The 18,390-nt window shown below is 39.3% G+C and carries 17 protein-coding genes; 13 read left to right on the top strand and 4 right to left on the bottom strand.

Features of this window, described 5'->3' with window-relative positions:
• Positions 1 to 349: 349 nt before the first annotated feature.
• A complete protein-coding gene (locus tag A3774_RS14855; protein ID WP_067869379.1) occupies positions 350 to 781 on the top strand; it encodes an REP-associated tyrosine transposase in 432 nt (143 codons plus the stop codon).
• A gap of 215 nt (positions 782 to 996) precedes the next feature.
• Here the strand turns inward: A3774_RS14855 and A3774_RS16685 are convergent, their stop codons facing one another.
• On the bottom strand, positions 997 to 1,224 hold the full coding sequence (locus tag A3774_RS16685; protein ID WP_156473726.1) for a hypothetical protein: 228 nt from the start codon (positions 1,222 to 1,224) through the stop codon (positions 997 to 999).
• Between the two features lie 46 nt (positions 1,225 to 1,270).
• Here A3774_RS16685 and A3774_RS14860 point away from each other — a divergent pair, with 46 nt between their 5' ends.
• A complete protein-coding gene (locus tag A3774_RS14860) occupies positions 1,271 to 2,611 on the top strand; it encodes a UDP-glucose dehydrogenase family protein (protein ID WP_067869382.1) in 1,341 nt (446 codons plus the stop codon).
• A 108-nt stretch (positions 2,612 to 2,719) separates the two neighbouring features.
• Here A3774_RS14860 and A3774_RS14865 read toward each other — a convergent pair whose 3' ends face one another.
• The 3 genes from A3774_RS14865 to A3774_RS14875 form a co-directional block, all read right to left on the bottom strand.
• Entirely contained in the window at positions 2,720 to 3,124 is a 405-nt protein-coding gene (locus A3774_RS14865) for a 3-phosphoshikimate 1-carboxyvinyltransferase (RefSeq protein WP_067869384.1), read from the bottom strand.
• 193 nt (positions 3,125 to 3,317) lie between these two features.
• Positions 3,318 to 4,637 carry an O-antigen ligase family protein gene (locus A3774_RS14870; RefSeq protein WP_067869387.1) on the bottom strand — a complete coding sequence of 440 codons (1,320 nt, stop codon included), beginning with the start codon at positions 4,635 to 4,637 and terminating at the stop codon, positions 3,318 to 3,320.
• Positions 4,638 to 4,773: 136 nt separating this feature from the next.
• Positions 4,774 to 5,265, bottom strand: a complete 492-nt coding sequence (locus A3774_RS14875) for a hypothetical protein (protein ID WP_156473727.1) — start codon at positions 5,263 to 5,265, stop codon at positions 4,774 to 4,776.
• Positions 5,266 to 5,565: 300 nt separating this feature from the next.
• On the opposite strand from A3774_RS14875, the gene A3774_RS14880 reads away from it, so the two are divergent.
• Genes A3774_RS14880 through A3774_RS14930 form a run of 11 tightly spaced genes read left to right on the top strand, consistent with a single transcriptional unit; the run spans position 5,566 to position 18,384 of the window.
• Entirely contained in the window at positions 5,566 to 7,008 is a 1,443-nt protein-coding gene (locus tag A3774_RS14880; RefSeq protein ID WP_067869393.1) for an undecaprenyl-phosphate glucose phosphotransferase, read from the top strand.
• 1 nt (position 7,009) lies between these two features.
• Positions 7,010 to 7,969 carry an NAD-dependent epimerase/dehydratase family protein gene (locus tag A3774_RS14885; protein WP_067869396.1) on the top strand — a complete coding sequence of 320 codons (960 nt, stop codon included), beginning with the start codon at positions 7,010 to 7,012 and terminating at the stop codon, positions 7,967 to 7,969.
• 14 nt (positions 7,970 to 7,983) lie between these two features.
• Positions 7,984 to 9,873 (top strand): acyltransferase family protein, encoded by a 1,890-nt coding sequence (locus A3774_RS14890; RefSeq protein ID WP_067869399.1) that lies wholly within the window; start codon positions 7,984 to 7,986, stop codon positions 9,871 to 9,873.
• Positions 9,874 to 9,882: 9 nt separating this feature from the next.
• Positions 9,883 to 11,136 (top strand): O-antigen ligase family protein, encoded by a 1,254-nt coding sequence (locus A3774_RS14895; RefSeq protein WP_067869402.1) that lies wholly within the window; start codon positions 9,883 to 9,885, stop codon positions 11,134 to 11,136.
• Between the two features lie 6 nt (positions 11,137 to 11,142).
• Complete coding sequence (locus A3774_RS14900) at positions 11,143 to 12,318, top strand: glycosyltransferase family protein (protein ID WP_067869405.1); 1,176 nt, start codon at positions 11,143 to 11,145, stop codon at positions 12,316 to 12,318.
• A gap of 11 nt (positions 12,319 to 12,329) precedes the next feature.
• Positions 12,330 to 13,817 carry an oligosaccharide flippase family protein gene (locus A3774_RS14905; protein WP_067869408.1) on the top strand — a complete coding sequence of 496 codons (1,488 nt, stop codon included), beginning with the start codon at positions 12,330 to 12,332 and terminating at the stop codon, positions 13,815 to 13,817.
• Between the two features lie 32 nt (positions 13,818 to 13,849).
• Positions 13,850 to 14,785, top strand: a complete 936-nt coding sequence (locus tag A3774_RS14910) for a sulfotransferase (RefSeq protein ID WP_067869411.1) — start codon at positions 13,850 to 13,852, stop codon at positions 14,783 to 14,785.
• 30 nt (positions 14,786 to 14,815) lie between these two features.
• Positions 14,816 to 15,823 (top strand): glycosyltransferase family 2 protein, encoded by a 1,008-nt coding sequence (locus A3774_RS14915; RefSeq protein ID WP_197468079.1) that lies wholly within the window; start codon positions 14,816 to 14,818, stop codon positions 15,821 to 15,823.
• Positions 15,816 to 16,868 carry a glycosyltransferase family 2 protein gene (locus A3774_RS14920; RefSeq protein ID WP_067869417.1) on the top strand — a complete coding sequence of 351 codons (1,053 nt, stop codon included), beginning with the start codon at positions 15,816 to 15,818 and terminating at the stop codon, positions 16,866 to 16,868. Before A3774_RS14915 ends, A3774_RS14920 begins: the two co-directional genes overlap by 8 nt.
• On the top strand, positions 16,868 to 17,608 hold the full coding sequence (locus A3774_RS14925) for a hypothetical protein (protein WP_067869420.1): 741 nt from the start codon (positions 16,868 to 16,870) through the stop codon (positions 17,606 to 17,608). Before A3774_RS14920 ends, A3774_RS14925 begins: the two co-directional genes overlap by 1 nt.
• Complete coding sequence (locus A3774_RS14930) at positions 17,593 to 18,384, top strand: glycoside hydrolase family 16 protein (protein ID WP_067869423.1); 792 nt, start codon at positions 17,593 to 17,595, stop codon at positions 18,382 to 18,384. Before A3774_RS14925 ends, A3774_RS14930 begins: the two co-directional genes overlap by 16 nt.
• Positions 18,385 to 18,390: the final 6 nt, after the last annotated feature.

Genomic DNA, 18,390 nt, shown 5'->3' on the forward strand with positions numbered 1-18,390 from the left:
AGGAGCGGGCGGCTTCCCCAGAAACGATTACCAATGATAAATAATCGTTGAGGTTAAACATACAAGGAGCTCACCCTTTATGCCCGGAACGGGTGCCAGAGCGAAGAGTTACGCTAGAAACTACAACCCTTCGGCCAGGGGCTGGCCTCCTACAGATGCACTTGTAGGCGCTCACCTTTATGCCCGGAACGGGTGCTAGCGCGAAGCATCGTGCCACAACCACATCTTGTAGGCGCTCACCAGAACGAAGAATTACGCTTCACCCTTAAAATATTCTATGCTCCAAAAAATAAGGGTTTACCTTGTCTTCACAATTACAAACAACGCATAACGTCACAAGGATGTGGACATGCAAAAAGCCAATGCTCAATCATTGCGGGTCGGGCGCTATTCGCAACCAAATCAGATTTACCACCTCACATTAACTTGCGCTAATCGGCGTCCAGTTTTCTCTGACCCCTATCTTGCAAAACACGCGGTACACTCCATTAAACGTTTAACACCAGAGGCAACCACCATCGCCTTTGTTATCATGCCAGACCATATCCATTGGCTAATGCAATTAAACGACCGGAAAAATTTATCTGACACCGTGCGCCTTTTAAAAGTTTTTATAACCCATAAAGCGGGTACAATTTGGCAAAAAGGCTTTTATGATCATGCGCTGCGAAAGGAAGAAGATATAAAAAATATCGCTAGATATATCATTCTCAATCCCGCGAGGGCCGGTATCGTAAAGACCATAAGAGAATATCCATGGTGGGATTGCATCTACTTGTAGGCGCGCCGGGAATGGGTGCCAAAGCGAAGAATTACTCGCCATACCCAACCAAAACCACAAATCCCGTGTAGGAGCTCACCCTGTGAGCGAAGAATTACGCGGGGAACCAAATCAAATCCCAAACCCCTTCGGCCAGAGGCTGGCCTCCTACATGGCCTTTGGGCCAATGAATTACTCGCCATACCCAGCCAAAACCACAAATCCCGTGTAGGAGCTCACCCTGTGAGCGAAGAACTACGCGCGAAACTCAATTCAAACCACAACTTGTTCGGCCAGACACCCGTTCCGGGCATAAAGGTTGGCCTCCTACCTGGGCCCCGAGCGAATGCATTACGCTTCCTGCCCCATAAAACACCAGACGCTTCAATCAGAGGTTTATCTCCATAGGAGCGCTTATCGCTGTCATATAAGCGCAATGATTTTGAAATAATTATTTCACTCATTCTAGGTATACATATGGGGTAATTGATGAAGATGGAAGAGTGATAGATGAAGGTTACGGTTTTTGGGGTAGGTTATGTTGGTTTGGTTCAGGCTGCGGTTTTGGCTGATTTTGGTCATGATGTGGTATGTGTCGATGTTGATCAACATAAAATAGATAATCTAAAAAATGGAATCATTCCAATTTACGAGCCGGGTTTAACAGCCATTGTCGAAAGGAATTATGCTGAAGGTCGTTTGTGCTTTACAACAGATGCGGTGGAAGGGATTAATCATGCTGAGATTCAATTTATTGCTGTAGGAACTCCGCCAGATGAAGATGGAGCCGCGGATCTCCAATATGTTTTATCGGTTGCCGAAACTATAGCAGCACATATGACTTCGAAAAAAATTATTGTTGATAAGTCCACTGTGCCTGTTGGAACGGCAGATAAGGTATCTGCTCAAGTAGCCGAGGTCTTGGCTGCACGTGGAGAGGTGATAGAGCATCATGTTGTATCAAATCCAGAATTTCTGAAAGAAGGAGCTGCGGTTAATGATTGCATGCGTCCTGATCGTATAATTATTGGTACTGCAAGTGAGCATGTAAAAACTGAGATGAGAGAGCTATACGCTCCCTGTAACCGTAACCATGACCGCATACTTTTTATGGATGTTCGCAGCGCAGAGTTAACCAAATATGCGGCTAATTGTATGCTAGCAACCAAAATTAGTTTCATGAACGAGATATCCCGCCTTGCTGAATACCTTGGTGCTGATATAGAAAATGTGCGTCGAGGAATTGGATCGGATGAGCGAATTGGCTATCATTTTATCTATGCTGGGTGTGGATATGGAGGTTCATGTTTCCCGAAAGATGTACAGGCGTTAGTGCATACTGCTGATAGTATTAATTACGATGCTCAGCTTCTAAAATCAGTCGAAGCGGTAAACTATCGTCAGAAAGAGGTCTTGTTTGATCGAATTGATCGTTATTTTGCGGGCGATTTGTCAGGTAAAACAATAGCGCTTTGGGGGTTGTCTTTTAAGCCTAAGACCGATGATATGCGGGAAGCTACAAGCCGCGTTCTTATGAAATCGCTGTGGGATAAAGGGGCAAAAGTTCGTGCGTATGATCCTGAAGCGATGGAGGAAGCTCAGCGAATTTATGGATGCAGAGAAGATCTAGAATTAGTGGGAACTAAAGAAAGTGCACTACAAGGCGCAGATGTTCTTGTTATTTGTACTGAATGGAAAGCTTTTTGGGCTCCAGATTTTGAGTTAATTAAAGAAACTTTGCGTCAGCCAGTTATTTTTGATGGACGAAACCTTTACGACCCGCAGCAAGTGGAACGTTATGGACTAGCCTATTACGGTATTGGTCGAGGGCGGAGTGTTCTTGCGAAGTAAGATTTTTTCGATTTTTGTGGAGATTAAACTTTTGTGCCTTATAGAACATCAGAGCGAAAAATAACGCCCTGGCCAGTACTTTCCTAACAGGTGCTGGTCTTCTGTATTTTACAAAAAGGTGTCTTTAAACCAACTCCATACGCCGAATGAAAAACCTGGAATAAGATCTATTCCTGCCGCGGACTTTACTAAATAAAGCACCAGTAAGCCTAATATGGTTGAAAAAATTAAGAATAAAAATATAAAAAAGGTTTTTATAATTAAAGAAACTCGCCTTTCACTACGGCTGAGCGAACGTTGGTTACGGCCCATTAAAAACACAAAATAATAGCGCCATGACCAAAGATTGACGGTGCCGCGTAGATCTATTGGATGTTTTCCCCATTTGCGCGCACCAAAAGCAACTTTCAGAGCAGCAATCTGTTCATCGGTGAAGCTATTTTGCATTTCGCTAGGGAGGCGTTGCATTAAGCCATTTTCAAACCAATCTTTCTTTTTTGGTTCTGTATCCATAATACATCGTCCTGAAAAGTCCAAATAAACCACAACCCCTTTCGGCCAAAGGTTGGCCTCCTACATGCACGTCCTGTGTAGGAGCTCACCTGTAGGAGCCCGGCCTTTATGCCCGGAACGGGTGCCCCGGGCGAATGAAATACGCACCAAACCCAATTCAAACCACAAACCCTTTCGGCCAAAGGCTGGCCTCCTACATTTTTCGTTTGTTCTTTTTAAATACGGATATCCATGTAAAAGCTAATATCACCATAAAGGTTAAAGCGTTGGCAGGCATCTGGAGATTGAAATCAACGGTAGCGTGAATCAGCATAGCAATAATCGACATAGATGAGCCAAAAGCAATACCTCTGAGCAGCTTGTCCCGTCGTTTATATTGCGCATAGAGCCCAGCACCTAAGCTAATTAATAGTACCAAACCTAAGGGAAGCGTACCTAATAAACCAAACTCGGAGCTAAACTCAAGGTAATCATTATGTGTATTTACATAAAATCCCCGTCCAACGTCTTCGGTTCTATGTTCGGGAAAAGCTGTATAGAATGTTCCAGCTCCTGTGCCTGTTAATAGTTGGGGTTGCATGAGATCAATCGTGGCTTTAGCGACTTCATCGCGTGACTCTTTTTCTATACTTGTATTTTGAAGTCTATCGGCAACTTCTTGTACACCAAAGAAAGTGCCTACAACAAAAATGTCTAAAATAAGTAAGCTGCTTAGTAAAATCACCATGCTTCGAGTAGCTTTGCGGCGCAGAATTAAACCTAGTACTCCCATAATCATTAAACTAGCAAAAAATGATGTGTTCCCCATTCGGGAGTGAGTCATTACTAACCCAGAAACAATTATTAATAAAGCGACCCTTAAAATTATTTTTTTACTTAATAATGCGGTGAGCCAGCGACGGCTACGTTCTCGCCAGTTATATGATCCTTCATCTTTTAATGTAGATATCATCAAGCCGATGCCCAGAGATACGCACATGACTAAGTAACCGGCTTGGCTATTACGGTTAATAAAAGTACCCGTGGAAACCCCTTGATAACTCTCTTTAGGAATAAGAAACGAAAATTCAAAGCCAGTAAAGGTCATTAAACTGCCATAAACGGCTTGAAAGAGTGCTGATCCCACTAATATATAGCCGGTGAGCAAAATCCTAGAACGGCTTCGAACAAACTGTAAGGTCAAACAAAACATCGCCACTAGGCACCAACCCCAAACAGCATCATGCAAGCTGTCTGTGGGTGATATAGAGAGATTAAGTGCAGGAACTGCTTGCAAACTTATCCACATAACTCCCATAGAAAGGAGGCCAATAATAGGGAGTGATTTTTTTAACGGTGTCGATGGGATTGAGTAGCCCTTTAACTGCTGATAAAGGGTGGAAATAGACAATAACAGCACTAAGCCGCACAACAGGGATAGGGACCACAGTCGGTTACTGGCTAAAGGTAAAGGTGCCCAGATTAAAATACCTAAAAAGAAATAAAACAACGTGCGATCAGATGATCTATCCATAAATCAAAAGCCAACATATAAATTTCTGAGAATAAGAGGCGCGTTTACCCAATAGGTATTGCAGTAAAAAATGCTAAGTTTTTTGTAATTCTCAATAAAAAAGCGCCCAGAAGGCGCTTCTTTGTCGAATGAATACTTAGGTTGGGCTTGGGTTTCCGCCGCCGCCACTACCCGCATTATTTCCAAATGGGGGAGGTGATACAGTTGTACCTGTTTGGCCTGGAATAGCGTTCGGGCCTGTAGCTGTTGGTCCGCCAGCAGCTGTTGCAGCTGCAACATCTGTAGGATCTGCGCCCGCTAAAATGGCAGCCTGAGTAACAGCTTCAGGATTGGCACCGGCTTTAATAGCAGCTTCGACAACTGTTATAGCATCTAAGCCGCTTTCTATCCCAGCCGTGACAAAGCTATCTAATAGCTCTACATCGATCGCAGCGACATCAAACATCAGTGCTTCTATATCTATTACTGTGCAGTTGCCAGCGTCTGGAGTAATGCAGTGGCTCAGAGCGTTCGATAAGACATCTACTGTAGATAAATTTGAAGATAAATCCTCAGATATATTTGCATGCGCGTTGGTAAAAGCGAACATCCCAGCGCATGTTAATGCTAATAGTGTGCGGCGCATCATAACACTCCGTGTTTGTTTGACGAATATAGTCTGATTATATCACTGGGCTTTCATATAGACAAACTATGAATGCGATCTATTACACGCACTAAATATGCGTCTTTTTCCAGGGGGCCGAGCTTCAAATATATTTGAAAAACAGTTAATTAAAACGAATAATTCAAAAAAATATCATAATCTAAGACTAAAATATCATTTTATTTTGCATTGCAGCAAAATTGCGTTGCTGAATGGATAGGGAATACATAGAATAGTAAATTGCTGTGGGTGTGGGGAATGGTAGATGATAAGGAATTTTAGATGACCGTTAGTAATTTAGATACGGGTACACAGACCGCTATTCGTCGGCAAAAGCGGTTGTTAAAAAATCACGAGTCACTTACTTCGTTATTTCAGTTGGCTGCAGATGTATTTGTTGCAGCTACGCTTTTATTTCTGCTTACCTGGATTAAATTAGAAAGTTTCCCACCTGCATATCGAGTCTTAACGGTAATAGCCGCATTTAGTTTATGGTTTATTTATAGCTCTAGAGGCGTATACCGTCAGTCATCAAGTTGTCTGCGAGGCTGTATTCGGTTATCTGGAGCATGGGGCATATTAATGCTTCTATTATTATTAATTGGTTTTGTTACAAAAACCTCTGAGATTTTTTCTCGTGAGATTCTTTTAATATGGGCTGTGTCCGTTTTAATATTTCAAAATATCTCCTTCTGCATCGTTAGCTATTTATCAAAAAAGTATAAAGAAAGCTTTGGGCATCACCTCCCTGTAATTATTGTTGGTACAGGTTCGGTTGCCCAGCATCTAGTAAGTAGCCTTAATAAAAATCGCTGGTTGCCTGATAAAGTTATAGGGTGCGTTAGAAGCTTAGACAATGATGACACCGTGTCAGTTGCTAATGTGGATGTACTCGGTGGCTTGGAAAGTATAAGAGAGCTGATCAAAAAACATGATATTCGTCGGATTTATATAGCCCTGCCGATGAGAGCTTCGGAGCAAATCGAAGGCGTAAATATCGATCTACTCGATGAGAATGTCGATGTTATTTGGGCTCCCGATATTTTTGCACTTAATCTTTTAAATCATTCTGTTAGAGAAGTAGCCGGTGTGCCGTTGATCTCTCTGAATGAAAGTCCTCTAACATCGTCAAAAGCATCAATGGTTCTGAAAGATGTCATGGACCGTACAATTGCAGCTGTTGCGCTGTGCATGCTGGCTCCACTAATGCTATGGGTTGCTTACAAAGTTAAGCGTTCTTCCCCAGGGCCTGTGTTTTTCAAACAGGATCGTCATGGTTGGGATGGGAAAGTCATAAAGGTTTGGAAGTTTCGTAGTATGAAACTGCATGATGAGGCTCATGGCGAAGTTCAGCAAGCCACCAAAGAAGACCCCCGTATCACCGATATTGGCCGTCTAATTCGTCGTACTTCTATAGATGAGCTTCCACAGCTTATAAATGTATTACAGGGCAGTATGTCGCTTGTCGGGCCAAGGCCACATGCCGTAGCTCATAATAATTACTACTCAGACAAAATTAACGCTTACCTTGCACGGCATCGAATTAAGCCTGGTATGACTGGGCTCGCTCAGATTAATGGGTACCGAGGTGAGACAGAAACTATCGATAAAATGGAAAAACGTGTTGAGTATGATTTGTCGTACATTAATAACTGGTCACTATTTTTAGATGTAAAAATATTGATTAAAACTCCTATCTCTCTATTTTCTAAAGAAATTTATTAAAATGAAAAATATTAATAGCGTTATTGTCTTTGGTGGATCTGGTTTTATAGGTACCCATCTAATTAGGGAATTGGTCCGACATAACATTAATGTTTTGTCTATAGATCTTAAGGAACCTAGAGAAAGGTTGGAAAATGTTGAGTATCGAATAGGTGATGTTCGGAACCTTAAAGAGCTTAATGTGACTGCCAGTTATGATGTTATATATAACTTTGCGGCTATTCATACAACTCCGGGCCATGAAGATATTGAATATTTTGATACTAATGTATTTGGTGCACTTGAAGTCACGAATTTAGCTAGACGCCTTAATTGTCAGGAGATCGTTTTCACAAGTTCGATCTCGCCTTATGGCCCTGGCGAAGATGAAAAGTCAGAAGGGACAGTTCCTGCGCCAACTTCCGCTTATGGTTATTCTAAGCTGCAAGCTGAAGAGGTTCATCGTCAATGGTATCAAGAAAACCCCCAACGTAAGCTAACAATTGTCAGGCCTGCTGTTGTATTTGGTCCAGGGGAAGGGGGTAACTTTACTCGGTTAGCAACGATGTTGCGGAAAGGCTTTTTTGTATATCCAGGCCGTAAGGACACTATTAAAGGAGCTATTTACGTAAAAGAGCTGCTTAATGCGATAGAGTTTGCCCGTAATCATGATAGCCATTATGTATTATTTAATGGTTGTTTTTCAGAAAAATACACAATTGAAAATATAGTGAATGTTTTTATTGAGGATCACTTTCCACAAGCTAAAGTGTTTATGGTGCCAAGATGGTGCTTAATGTCTATAGCAAAACTATGTCGCATTTTTAACTTCTTAAATATAGGTATTGATCCTCAGCGTGTGTTGAAATTAGTACAATCTACGAATATCAAGCCCGCATGGCTTGAAGAGAATAGATACCAATATAAATATGACTTAAAAAAAGCACTTGCTGATTGGGCTTCTGAGTCAGATTTTAGATAAAGATTAGGGTTTATATGAGTAACGGAATATCATATCGCCCTGATATAGACGGGCTAAGGGCAGTCTCTGTACTTGCAGTTATCTTTTATCACTTAGGTTTCGGCTTTGTCGCCGGAGGCTATCTTGGTGTAGATGTCTTTTTTGTTATATCTGGCTACGTTATAACTCTAAGCGTCATGAGTATGCTGGAAAAGGGTCAGTTTTCGATTTTAGAGTTTTATAACAGAAGGATTAAAAGGATTTTTCCTGCGTTAGCCTTTATGTTGTTACTAACGTGGGTCGGTGCTTATTTTATATTGCTGCCAGACTCTTTTGTTGATTACTCAAAAAGTTTAGCTTCAGCCTCAGCTTTTGCCTCTAATATCTACTTCTGGCAATCAATAAATTACTTTAATGCCGCTTCGGATATGAAGCCTCTTCTGCATACATGGTCATTATCAGTAGAAGAACAGTATTATATTTTTATGCCTGTATTTCTGTTGATTATGTATCGTTTTTTTAGCAGTAAATTCTTGCCTGTTCTAGCTGTTCTTATCACGCTGAGTTTTGTGCTGAGTTGTATATCCTTAACAAAAGCGCCTACAGCAAATTTTTATCTACTGCCAACAAGAGCTTGGGAGCTTTTGCTAGGTGCATTTGTGGCTTTTATACCTCAAAAACAGTTTTTAAAATCCTTTGTGCTTAAGTTGCTTGGCATAATAGGTGCGATGCTAATTGTTGTGCCTATCCTATTTTATAACCATAATTTAGCATTTCCGGCTTATGGTGCATTAGCGCCTTGTGTAGGAGCTGCGCTAATTATCTGGGTAGGCAGTCAGCATAATTTAGGGATTACAAGAGGGGTTAATCATCTTCTCGGTGCCAAACCGTTGGTGTTTATTGGTTTAATATCCTTTTCGCTGTACTTGATGCATTGGCCATTGATTGTGTTTTTTAAATACTATCGGCTTGATGTTCTGACGACGACTGATATAGCAATTATTTTAGTATCTACATTCATATTATCGCTTTTCTCTTGGCAGTTTATCGAAAAACCATTTCGTTATAGTAAAAAGATCACACGTACAGGGGTGATTAGTGGAGGTGTTCTTTGCTTTGTCTTTGTTGGGGCTATTGGTCTCTTTGGGGTTTATAGCAAAGGGTTTGAACAAAGGTTTCTAGATTATACTGTCGAAACAAAATTTACTGAGAAGTCATCCCGTGTAGGTAACTGCTTTTTCCTTAATGCTAAAAACTATACAAAATGGAATGCTGATAACTGTAAAGTGGCAGAGGAAAGTGGAGATAATAAGAACAAAGTTTTACTTTGGGGAGACTCATTTGCCAATCATTACGTTCCAGGCTTTATTGAGCATAAAGATGCATTGATGTTCGATCTGTATCAGTACACATCTGCGGGTTGTCCGCCCATACTCTCTTTCACTTCTATGGCTTTACCCCAATGTGATGAATTCAATAAGAATGCTATTGAGGTTATTAAAAAGCTCGATATCAATTTTGTGATTATTTCTGCGAAATGGACTGACTATAAAAGCAGAGGATTATCTGGAATATTAAGTACGATCAAAGTATTGGATGAGCTTAATGTTTCTTACCTAGTTATTGGGCAATCCCCCCAATATGTTATTGATGTTAATGCATTGAGCTATTTTAAACATCGTGGTGAGGCCGAAGGGCGTTGGCCTATAGCTTTTGATCGAATAATCAATGATGAGCTAAGTTCCTATATTCCTGAAAAACGTTTTATTGATCCACTGAATCAGCTTTGTATTGAAGGTAAATGCTTATATAAAAATAATGGCCGGCTTATGCATTCGGATTATGGGCATTTTTCTCAGTATGGTTCAGCCTTTATTATTCAGTCACTGATTGAACGATTGAATTCAATTGTTCCTAATAATTAAGGTGCTGATATGATAGATAAAGCAACGTTAAGGCAAAAAAAACAGACTGATAAAGTTGACTATATTTTTGTCTTTACCCTCTTTGTTTTTTTGACTGGGGCTGGTCTATTCGGTTTTTTTTCTACCTTGATGTTTCTTATTGTAGGTGGGTTTTATGTGGTTTTAAATTTCAAATATGCATTGGCTGCTTATAAAAATAACTGGTTTATTTTTATGTTTGGTTTAGTAGGTGTATTATCGGTTTTTTGGGCAGAGTATCCTCTAGCCGCTTTGCGAACAGCTATCCAGTACTTACTTACCGTGGGTATATTTCTTGTCATTATTTACTGTGTAAATATTGATGTGCTCTTTAAGGCCATTAGTACTGCAATGCTATTAGTAATGGTTTTTAATGTTTTTTCATCTCAAACTGTAGAGATCGCGTTTACAGGTGAGGTTGTAAAAGTAGGCTATTTTGGTAGTAAAAATAACATGGCCTTGGTAGCGGGTTTTGCCGCTTTATCTGGGCTTGGTGTATTCATGTTTAGAGCATCAATGATCGCCCGCATACTCGCAGGGACTTGTGTTTTTTTATCGTTGATTACCTTTTTTCAAGCACGCTCTTTAGGGAGTAGTCTTTCTTTAGCTTTAGTTATTATTTTATCGATTACGCTCTTTATGTATTCTCGTGCAGGATTATTGAATGCAGTTAAATCCAATATTAATTTTTTTTGTTTTTTAGCGTTTATTTTTCTTGTTTTTTTTATAGTGCTCTTATTTGATTATTCTGTATATGAGTCTTTTATGTATGGTCTAGGTAAAGATCCAACAATTACAGGGCGTACTAATATTTGGGCAATCGGTTTTGAGTCAATAGGAGCTCATCCAATTTTAGGTGTGGGGCAATCTTCATATTGGAATTTAAAAAATATCGGAGCACTAGAAATATGGGAAATGACGCATCGAGAAGAAGGCTCGCCTTTTGGCTTCCATAATCAGTATATACATACTTATGTAGAGCTTGGTTTGTTTGGGTTTTTAGCGGTCTCTTTAGTCTTTATAAAATTATTTATTGCTATAAATACACTTATTTTAAAAGAAATGAGAGCTATTGATATCGTTGTTATGAGCTTTTTTTTAGTTATTTTCTTAAAGTCATTTTTCGAAACAGTGGGTTTTTCTCCCTTTTCGTTGTCTACTTTTTTCTTGTGTTTATCTTGGGTGCATATGAGGCGATCGTCTTTCTATGATAAGCCCGCTTGCATCAAATTAAGGTTAAACTAGATTAATATGAAAATTTTGTATTTTGTACATGATCTATATGATGCAGCAGTCAAGAAGCGAGTGTTGATGCTTCAATCGGGTGGTGCCGATGTTGTACTGGTCGGGTTTTATCGTGGCTCTGTCGCGCCTACCCATATAGGTTCCGCTCAAGTTATACCTCTTGCAAGAACGTACGATGCTTCATTTTTACACCGCTTAAAAAGTGTCTTTTATGCTCTTTTTTTCTCATCTCACTATATGCCTTACACCTATGATGCTGATGTTATTATTTGTCGTAATTTAGAAATGTTGATGTTAGGTAGAAAGGTTAAAAGAAAGCTAAAGGCTATCCCTTTAGTTTATGAATCATTAGATATTCATCGCCTGTTATTAGGTACAGGAAGGCTCAACAATATTTTACGTTTAGTTGAGCGCTGGGCAGTGAAAAAAAGTAGTTTACTGATCACAAGCTCGCCTGGATTTATTAAGAATTATTTCAAAAAAATTAATAAGGTTAATAAGCCTATTTTGTTATTGGAGAATAAATTCTTTGATACAGAAATGAGTGTAGCTACAACAAAGCCCACGAAAAAACATCAACCAGATAAAGATTCATATGTGATTGGTTGGTTTGGTGCGATTCGATGCTGCAAGTCACTGGCTCTGTTAAGTGCAATTACCCATAAGCTCGAAGGTAAAGTACGGGTTGTGATAAGGGGCAGGCCTGCTTATACGGAGTTCGAGGATTTTTTAGGCTCAATCGAGCGTGAACCTTATATAGAATTCCAAGGTGAATACGAATTCCCCACTGATTTAGCGAAAATCTATAGTGAAGTGGACTTTTGCTGGGCTATAGACTTTTTTGAGGAGGGCGGAAATTCTGAGTGGTTACTACCCAATCGAATCTATGAGGGAGGCACGTTCAATTCGGTCCCTATTTTTATTAAAGATACTGAAATTGCCAATAAGTTAGAGAGGCTCAATGTAGGTGTTGGCTGTCACAGAAATAACCTTAACTTAGGGTTAGATCTCTTTTTTAATACGCTCGATCATAGTCAATATGAGAATCTAGCCAAAAAATCCCAGCAAGTTCCCACCGGATGCTGGAAGGTAGATAAGTCTCAATGCGAAAAGCTCGTTCGTTTTCTGGATCAGTTAAATATAGATGATAGTGATCTATTGGACGGGGTTTATGAATTATAGGTTTTCCAACTGTGGATAAAAAAAAGGTAGCAAAAGGTGTGGCATGGGGTGGGGTAGGTTCTATTGCTTCACTTGGATTGAAGTTTATGACAATCCCTGTCCTAGCACGTCTTTTATCACCTGAAGATTTTGGTGTTGTTGCTATTGCATTAGCGATTATGGGATTTATTGTTATGGCGATAGGAAAAGGGGGGATGGGAGCAGCGATTATCTATTATGAAAATCGAGATCCTGGGAAATATATCCATACCGCTTTCTGGTCCAATCTTTTTGTAGGTATAACTTTAGGTATCGCTTGTTATTACAGTGCTGAGATATTATCTGTTTTTTTTGGCGTGCCGGCGGCGAAGCCTTTTATTGAAGCCGTTAGTTTTTTGATTCCTCTCTTGTTAGTAGAGCAGGTGGGGCGCTCTTTATTATTATTAAAAATGCAGTATAAAAAGCTTGCAGGCATTATGTTTTTTGCGTCAATGCTAGGTGGTGTTGTGTCTTTAATCATGGCCTTTTTAGGTAAGGGGGCTTGGAGTTTAATTTGGCAGCAGGTGCTCTATAGCGCTTTTTTGATGGGCGGATGTCTTTATTTAGCAAACTATACTCCAAAGCTTGAGTTTAGAAAGGAGCGGTTTATTGAAATAATGCCTTATGCGCTCAGAAATACCGCATCTGATATTTTAATGTGGCTTTCCACTCAGGGTGTCACTCTATTTATAGGCCGCTTTTTTGGCGCTTCGACGGTGGGTGGTTATCAAGTAAATAACCGCCTATCTAAGTTACCCCGTGAGATTGTCGGTAATGCTTTAGATCAAGCTGTTTTTTCTGGAATAGCGAGTACGCAGAGTAGTTTAGATAAAAATAGACCGTTAAAGGTTAAATTAGAACGTGTCTGGGATGATCTAATTTTGGTTACTAAACTCAATATTTTTTTTCTTGGGGGCTGTTATTTATTTTTAGCTATTTATGCAGAATCTGTTGTTCTTTTGGTTTTAGGTGAATCTTTTATAGAGTTTTGGCCTATTTTTAGAGCGTTGTCTTTAGTGTGTTTATTTGGCGCTACGCTGAGTGTTTTATATCCTTTTTTAAAAGGTGTAGGCGAAGATAAGTTAGTTCTTCATCTGTCTTGTCTTCGCACTGTGCTAACGGTGACTTGTTTATCCATGTCAATTATGTTGAGTCAAGATGTTATTTATATTGCTTACTCTTTAGTGCTAGTTCAGATTATTATGCTAGTAGTTGTTTTAGTGGGTGTTTTTAATAAAACTGACTATTCTTTCAGGTTGATTGTTAATCAGTTTAAAGGGATTGTTTTTGTCTTTTTAGGTGTTTTATTACTTAGTTGGCCGGTTAGTCTTGTTGTCGAAATGCAGTTCGATTCTATTGTTTTAAAGGGGGTGGTTTCAGGTTGTGTTTTATTAATAGTTACAGCGCTGCTGACTCCCTTGTTAGCGCGTAAGGACTGGTTGCAGGCTAGACATTGGTTAGAAATTAAATTGAGGAAATAGATGTTATCAGTTGTTTCTTTATGGAGGGCTAAATGGACTTAAGTAATAAAAACCTACAATGTAAATTATGGTTTATTCTTGACCTTATGTTGCAGTCTCGAGTTTCTAAATCGCCCATTATTCTGTCAGGGTTCTGGAGGAGTGGAACAACTTGGATACAACAGGTTATTGCTGAATCGGTTTGTGCAAAAACTCAATTTGAACCACTTGAACCGAATGCATTATTACCTTTGCATGGCGGGGCGAATTTTGACCTAATACAAGGTGCGTATATTCCTTTAACTTGGGATGTTTTTTCTGAAAAAGACTGCCGTTTCCTTGATTTAGCCTTTAAAGGGGTCAGCCCTAAGCGTTCCGGCTTTAATTACCTTGCAAGAACTTCATTTAAAGAGTGTTTTGCTGATCGGGTGGTGGTTAAGTTTGTGAGGGCACAATTTATATTGCCAGTGTTAATGCAACGTTATGGTGCTCAAGGCGTTATTCATATTAGCCGTCACCCTATGGCTGTTATACAGAGTTTAATGAATGCTAAATGGGAGTGGGATTTTGCTGATATAGATTTATCAGACTTGTATTGGCGAGAAAATGAATTGTCGATATGTCCATTGTGGGAAGAATTGAAAGTTTATAAAAATGCATCAAAAGAAGAAAAAATTGCGGCCCTTTGGGCGCTTTCTGAAAGAGAAGTGCGGAAATCTGAAAATATTTTTTTTGTAAAATATGAAGAGTTATTAAAAGAACCTGATATAGGGTTTGCTAATCTATTAAAAACGCTAGGGCTACAGGTTCATAAAGAAGTAGATTATTCAAAAGATAGTCCAGTGACTGCATTGAATAGAGTTGGGGCTAGTTTAGAAGAACGTTTGAACTCTTGGCGTACAAATATGCCACATGATACTCAAATAAAGGTTCGAGCTGTGTTACGCAACCTTTGGCCTGAAGTGGATAATGAATGGGAACTAGGTTGAAGCAGTGCTTACTGTGCATGGAGTGTGATTTTGTCTGATTATATTATTGTTGTACCTTGTTTGAACGAGCAGCCTTATATCGCTAATTTATTAGATTATCTAATAGATGATTTAAAGCTTACGCCCACGTCTCATCAACCTCTAATCATTGTGGCAGATGGGGGAAGTACGGACGGAACTAAAGAGATAATTCAGACCTATGCTAATCAGTACAGTTGTATAAAGTACTTATATAATGAGCGACGTTTACAAAGTAGTGCGGTCAATCGGGCAGTTGAAGAATATGGAGATGATGTTAAATACCTTATTCGGTTAGATGTTCATGCAGACTATCCATCCAACTATGTCGCGTTTTTGCTTAAGGAAGCTGAAGAGTTGGGGGCTGACTCGGTTGTCGTCTCTATGGATACTCAAGCTCAAGGGGGAATGCAGTCGGCTATTGCTGCGGCGCAAAGTTCTGTATTGGGGAATGGAGGTTCAGGTCACCGTAATAGCCTTACAGAAGGGCAATGGATCGATCATGGACATCATGCACTCATTAGTATCCATGGGTTTAGGCAGATTAATGGCTACGATGAAAGTTTTAGTCATAATGAGGATGCGGAGTTTGATTATCGATTTGGACAAGCTGGATTTAAGATCTGGCTAACCGCCAAAACTAATCTAGTTTATTACCCACGAGAAACATTAGGCGCACTCTTTCGCCAGTATAAAGGTTATGGTCGAGGTCGGGCGAAAAATATTATTAAACATGGTGTTATCCCAAAAATTCGCCAATTAATACCTATGTCTATTTTCCCTCTGTTTTTGTTCTCTTTATTTGCGCTTATTTGGTGGCCTTTAATGCTGCCATTCCTTACATGGTTTATGGCTTGTTTTTTTGTCGGTGTGATTATTGGTAATAAAACTATGAAGGGGCAGGGTTTTTATCGTTATCTAGTTGGAATAGCGGCTATTGTTATGCACTTTGCTTGGTCGTTAGGTTTTTGCTCTTTTGTTGTTAGGACGTGTGTAAAGGGAGATGTGGGTAATGGATAGCAATCAACCTAAAATTAGTATCGTTATCACATGCTATAACTATGAGAAGTATATTAAGACCTCTATAGAGAGCGTGTTAAATCAAGATTATGTTAATAAAGAGCTTATTGTTGTTGATGATGTTTCTTCTGATTCATCAAGAGATATTATTAGTAGATATGATGACCATCTTGTTACTGTTTTTCATGAGGAAAATAAAGGTCATGGTGGCGCCTTTAATAGTGGCTTTGCTGCAAGTTCGGGTGAGCTCGTTATTTTTTTAGACGCGGATGACTACCTGCAGCCTGGAGCCCTAGATATAGCGGCAGCTAATTTGAGTACTAACTGCGCTATCTATATGTACCATATGGATTTAGTCGATGCTGAAGGGAAGGCTTATGATGTCTTTCCTAAATATGAAGCACCGTTTGATACAGCAAAAGCAAAAGATAAGTTGTTACACTGCGGAAGGTATCAATCAACTGTCACATCAGGTTTGGTTTTTTCTCGCTCGTTCTTGAATCAAGTGATGCCGATGGATGAACATGCTTTCAGGCAGGGAGGGGATGGCTATCTTGTAACGCTCGCTCCTTTGTATGGTTCTGTCCATGGTTTTGATGACAAACTATCGGCGTATCGACAGCATGGAGATAATCATTCTGGCTTCAACCAGTTGTTATTAAAACGGGCTGAATGGTGTATTGAGCATGATAAGCAGCGATATCTGGCTTTAGTTTTCCATGCGGAGAAAATGGGACATCTTTTATCTATTGATAAGATAGCTCAAAATGATCTATTGCATTTAGAGCAGAGGATGTGCCAATTATTATTCTCAGATAATACTGATAATAGACCAACGCTACGCACGTTTATTGCTAATAATGCAATTAAGGCTATGAACCACACTAATTTATCACCGGCTAATATAGTGCTTATAAAAGCATGGTGGTTTTTGTTAAAGATGCTTCCTAAGCTGTATGCAAAAAAGATATTCGCATGGAGAATGCTTCCTTCATCACGCCCTTTGCTTCTTAAGAAATTAGCTAAATTACTTAGACGGATATAATGATGGTGAATTTTAAAAAACTTTTTCAGCTGGTAACTCATCCAATCGTGACTACCAAAAAGTATGAAAAAATAATTTTATTAAGTCATATGAGAAGCCGTTCCTCCGTCCTTTCCCATGTTTTAGGAAGTAATAGTGAAATTTCAGGTTATTATGAACAGCATCAAAGACATGCGGACCCACTTTTTGACATAAAAGTAAAAGCCAATTTACTTCTAGATAATAACTTGTCATCTCAGCATCGTTATCTTTATGACAAAGTTTTACATGGACGTTTTGATCCAAAAAATCTACAAGGTTATAAAGTTATTGTTTTAATACGAAAGCCGAACTCTGCTTTAAAAAGTATTATGTCTATGGGAAATCTTACTAAGAGCCTGTGGGGAAAGGATCCTTATCGTGCTTTTGCTTATTATTGTCAACGCCTGCAAAGCATTATAGATATTATTGAAAAAAATAATATTGATGTTTGTTTTGTTGAAGCTGATGACTTAGTTGAAAAAACAGATCATGTTCTTAATGAAATAAGTACTTTTTTAGAATTAGATTCTCCATTATCTAGCCATTACAGGTCGTTTGATAAAACTGGTGAAGCTATTTATGGTGATCCATCGGATAATATTAAATCAGGCTCTATAGTTAAAACTGAAAATAATACGGCGGCAGTCGTTTCAGATGAACTTTTAGCTGTAGCTCAGCATTACTATGATAGGTGTCAACAGCTATGTATAAAAAATTAACCTCGTTATTTTTATTGTTAGTGCCTTCTTTATATATTAGCTACTCGCATGGGGAGACGCTGGTTTGGTATGATGAGTTTAATTACCAAGGTTTACCTGACCCTGCTAAGTGGGGATTTGAAGAGGCCTATGTACGCAACAAAGAGGTACAGTATTATCGTGCAAAGAATATAGAGAATACATTTGTAGATGGTGAACATCTTATTTTAAGGGCTTTAAAGCATGATGGAGGAATAGAAGGGGATAAAGATAACCCTAAATATACTTCTGGCAGTCTCAGTACAAAGAATATGCACCAGTGGAAATTTGGTCGAATTGAAGTTAGAGCGAAATTTCCTTTAGGTGATGGGGTGTGGCCAGCTATATGGACCTTAGGTGCTAATATAACAGAGGTGGGTTGGCCAAAATCGGGTGAAATTGACATTGTCGAGTATGTGGGGCGCTTTCCTGAGAAAGCCCATGTTGGTATCCATTTTTTTGATTATGAAAAGACTCAGCGTAAAAGAAGAATGGCAACACAGACATACCTAAATGATCCAGGTGAATTTCATGTTTATAGTATTGAGTGGACAGAAACTGCGTTAGATTTTTTTATTGATGAACGACGCATAAGGCGCATCCGAATGGATAAAGTTGGAGAGCAATCTAAGTATGCTTTTCTTCAGCCTCACTATTTGATTATAAATTTAGCGTTAGGTGGTGACTGGGCTGGGGAGCCTGAGGACTCGATTTTTCCAGCTGAATTTATTATAGATTATGTGCGTATTTATCAGTAACAGTAG

Source organism: Neptuniibacter marinus (assembly GCF_001597725.1).
GTDB classification, from domain to species: Bacteria; Pseudomonadota; Gammaproteobacteria; order Pseudomonadales; family Balneatricaceae; genus Neptuniibacter; species Neptuniibacter marinus.

Bases quoted from the DNA above. Each gene is read 5' to 3' on its own strand.
- A3774_RS14855 (WP_067869379.1), top strand. From the start codon at position 350: ATGCAAAAAGCCAATGCTCAATCATTGCGGGTCGGGCGCTATTCGCAA.
- A3774_RS16685 (WP_156473726.1), bottom strand. From the start codon at position 1,224: ATGAGTGAAATAATTATTTCAAAATCATTGCGCTTATATGACAGCGAT.
- A3774_RS14860 (WP_067869382.1), top strand. From the start codon at position 1,271: ATGAAGGTTACGGTTTTTGGGGTAGGTTATGTTGGTTTGGTTCAGGCT.
- A3774_RS14865 (WP_067869384.1), bottom strand. From the start codon at position 3,124: ATGGATACAGAACCAAAAAAGAAAGATTGGTTTGAAAATGGCTTAATG.
- A3774_RS14870 (WP_067869387.1), bottom strand. From the start codon at position 4,637: ATGGATAGATCATCTGATCGCACGTTGTTTTATTTCTTTTTAGGTATT.
- A3774_RS14875 (WP_156473727.1), bottom strand. From the start codon at position 5,265: ATGATGCGCCGCACACTATTAGCATTAACATGCGCTGGGATGTTCGCT.
- A3774_RS14880 (WP_067869393.1), top strand. From the start codon at position 5,566: ATGACCGTTAGTAATTTAGATACGGGTACACAGACCGCTATTCGTCGG.
- A3774_RS14885 (WP_067869396.1), top strand. From the start codon at position 7,010: ATGAAAAATATTAATAGCGTTATTGTCTTTGGTGGATCTGGTTTTATA.
- A3774_RS14890 (WP_067869399.1), top strand. From the start codon at position 7,984: ATGAGTAACGGAATATCATATCGCCCTGATATAGACGGGCTAAGGGCA.
- A3774_RS14895 (WP_067869402.1), top strand. From the start codon at position 9,883: ATGATAGATAAAGCAACGTTAAGGCAAAAAAAACAGACTGATAAAGTT.
- A3774_RS14900 (WP_067869405.1), top strand. From the start codon at position 11,143: ATGAAAATTTTGTATTTTGTACATGATCTATATGATGCAGCAGTCAAG.
- A3774_RS14910 (WP_067869411.1), top strand. From the start codon at position 13,850: ATGGACTTAAGTAATAAAAACCTACAATGTAAATTATGGTTTATTCTT.
- A3774_RS14920 (WP_067869417.1), top strand. From the start codon at position 15,816: ATGGATAGCAATCAACCTAAAATTAGTATCGTTATCACATGCTATAAC.
- A3774_RS14925 (WP_067869420.1), top strand. From the start codon at position 16,868: ATGATGGTGAATTTTAAAAAACTTTTTCAGCTGGTAACTCATCCAATC.
- A3774_RS14930 (WP_067869423.1), top strand. From the start codon at position 17,593: ATGTATAAAAAATTAACCTCGTTATTTTTATTGTTAGTGCCTTCTTTA.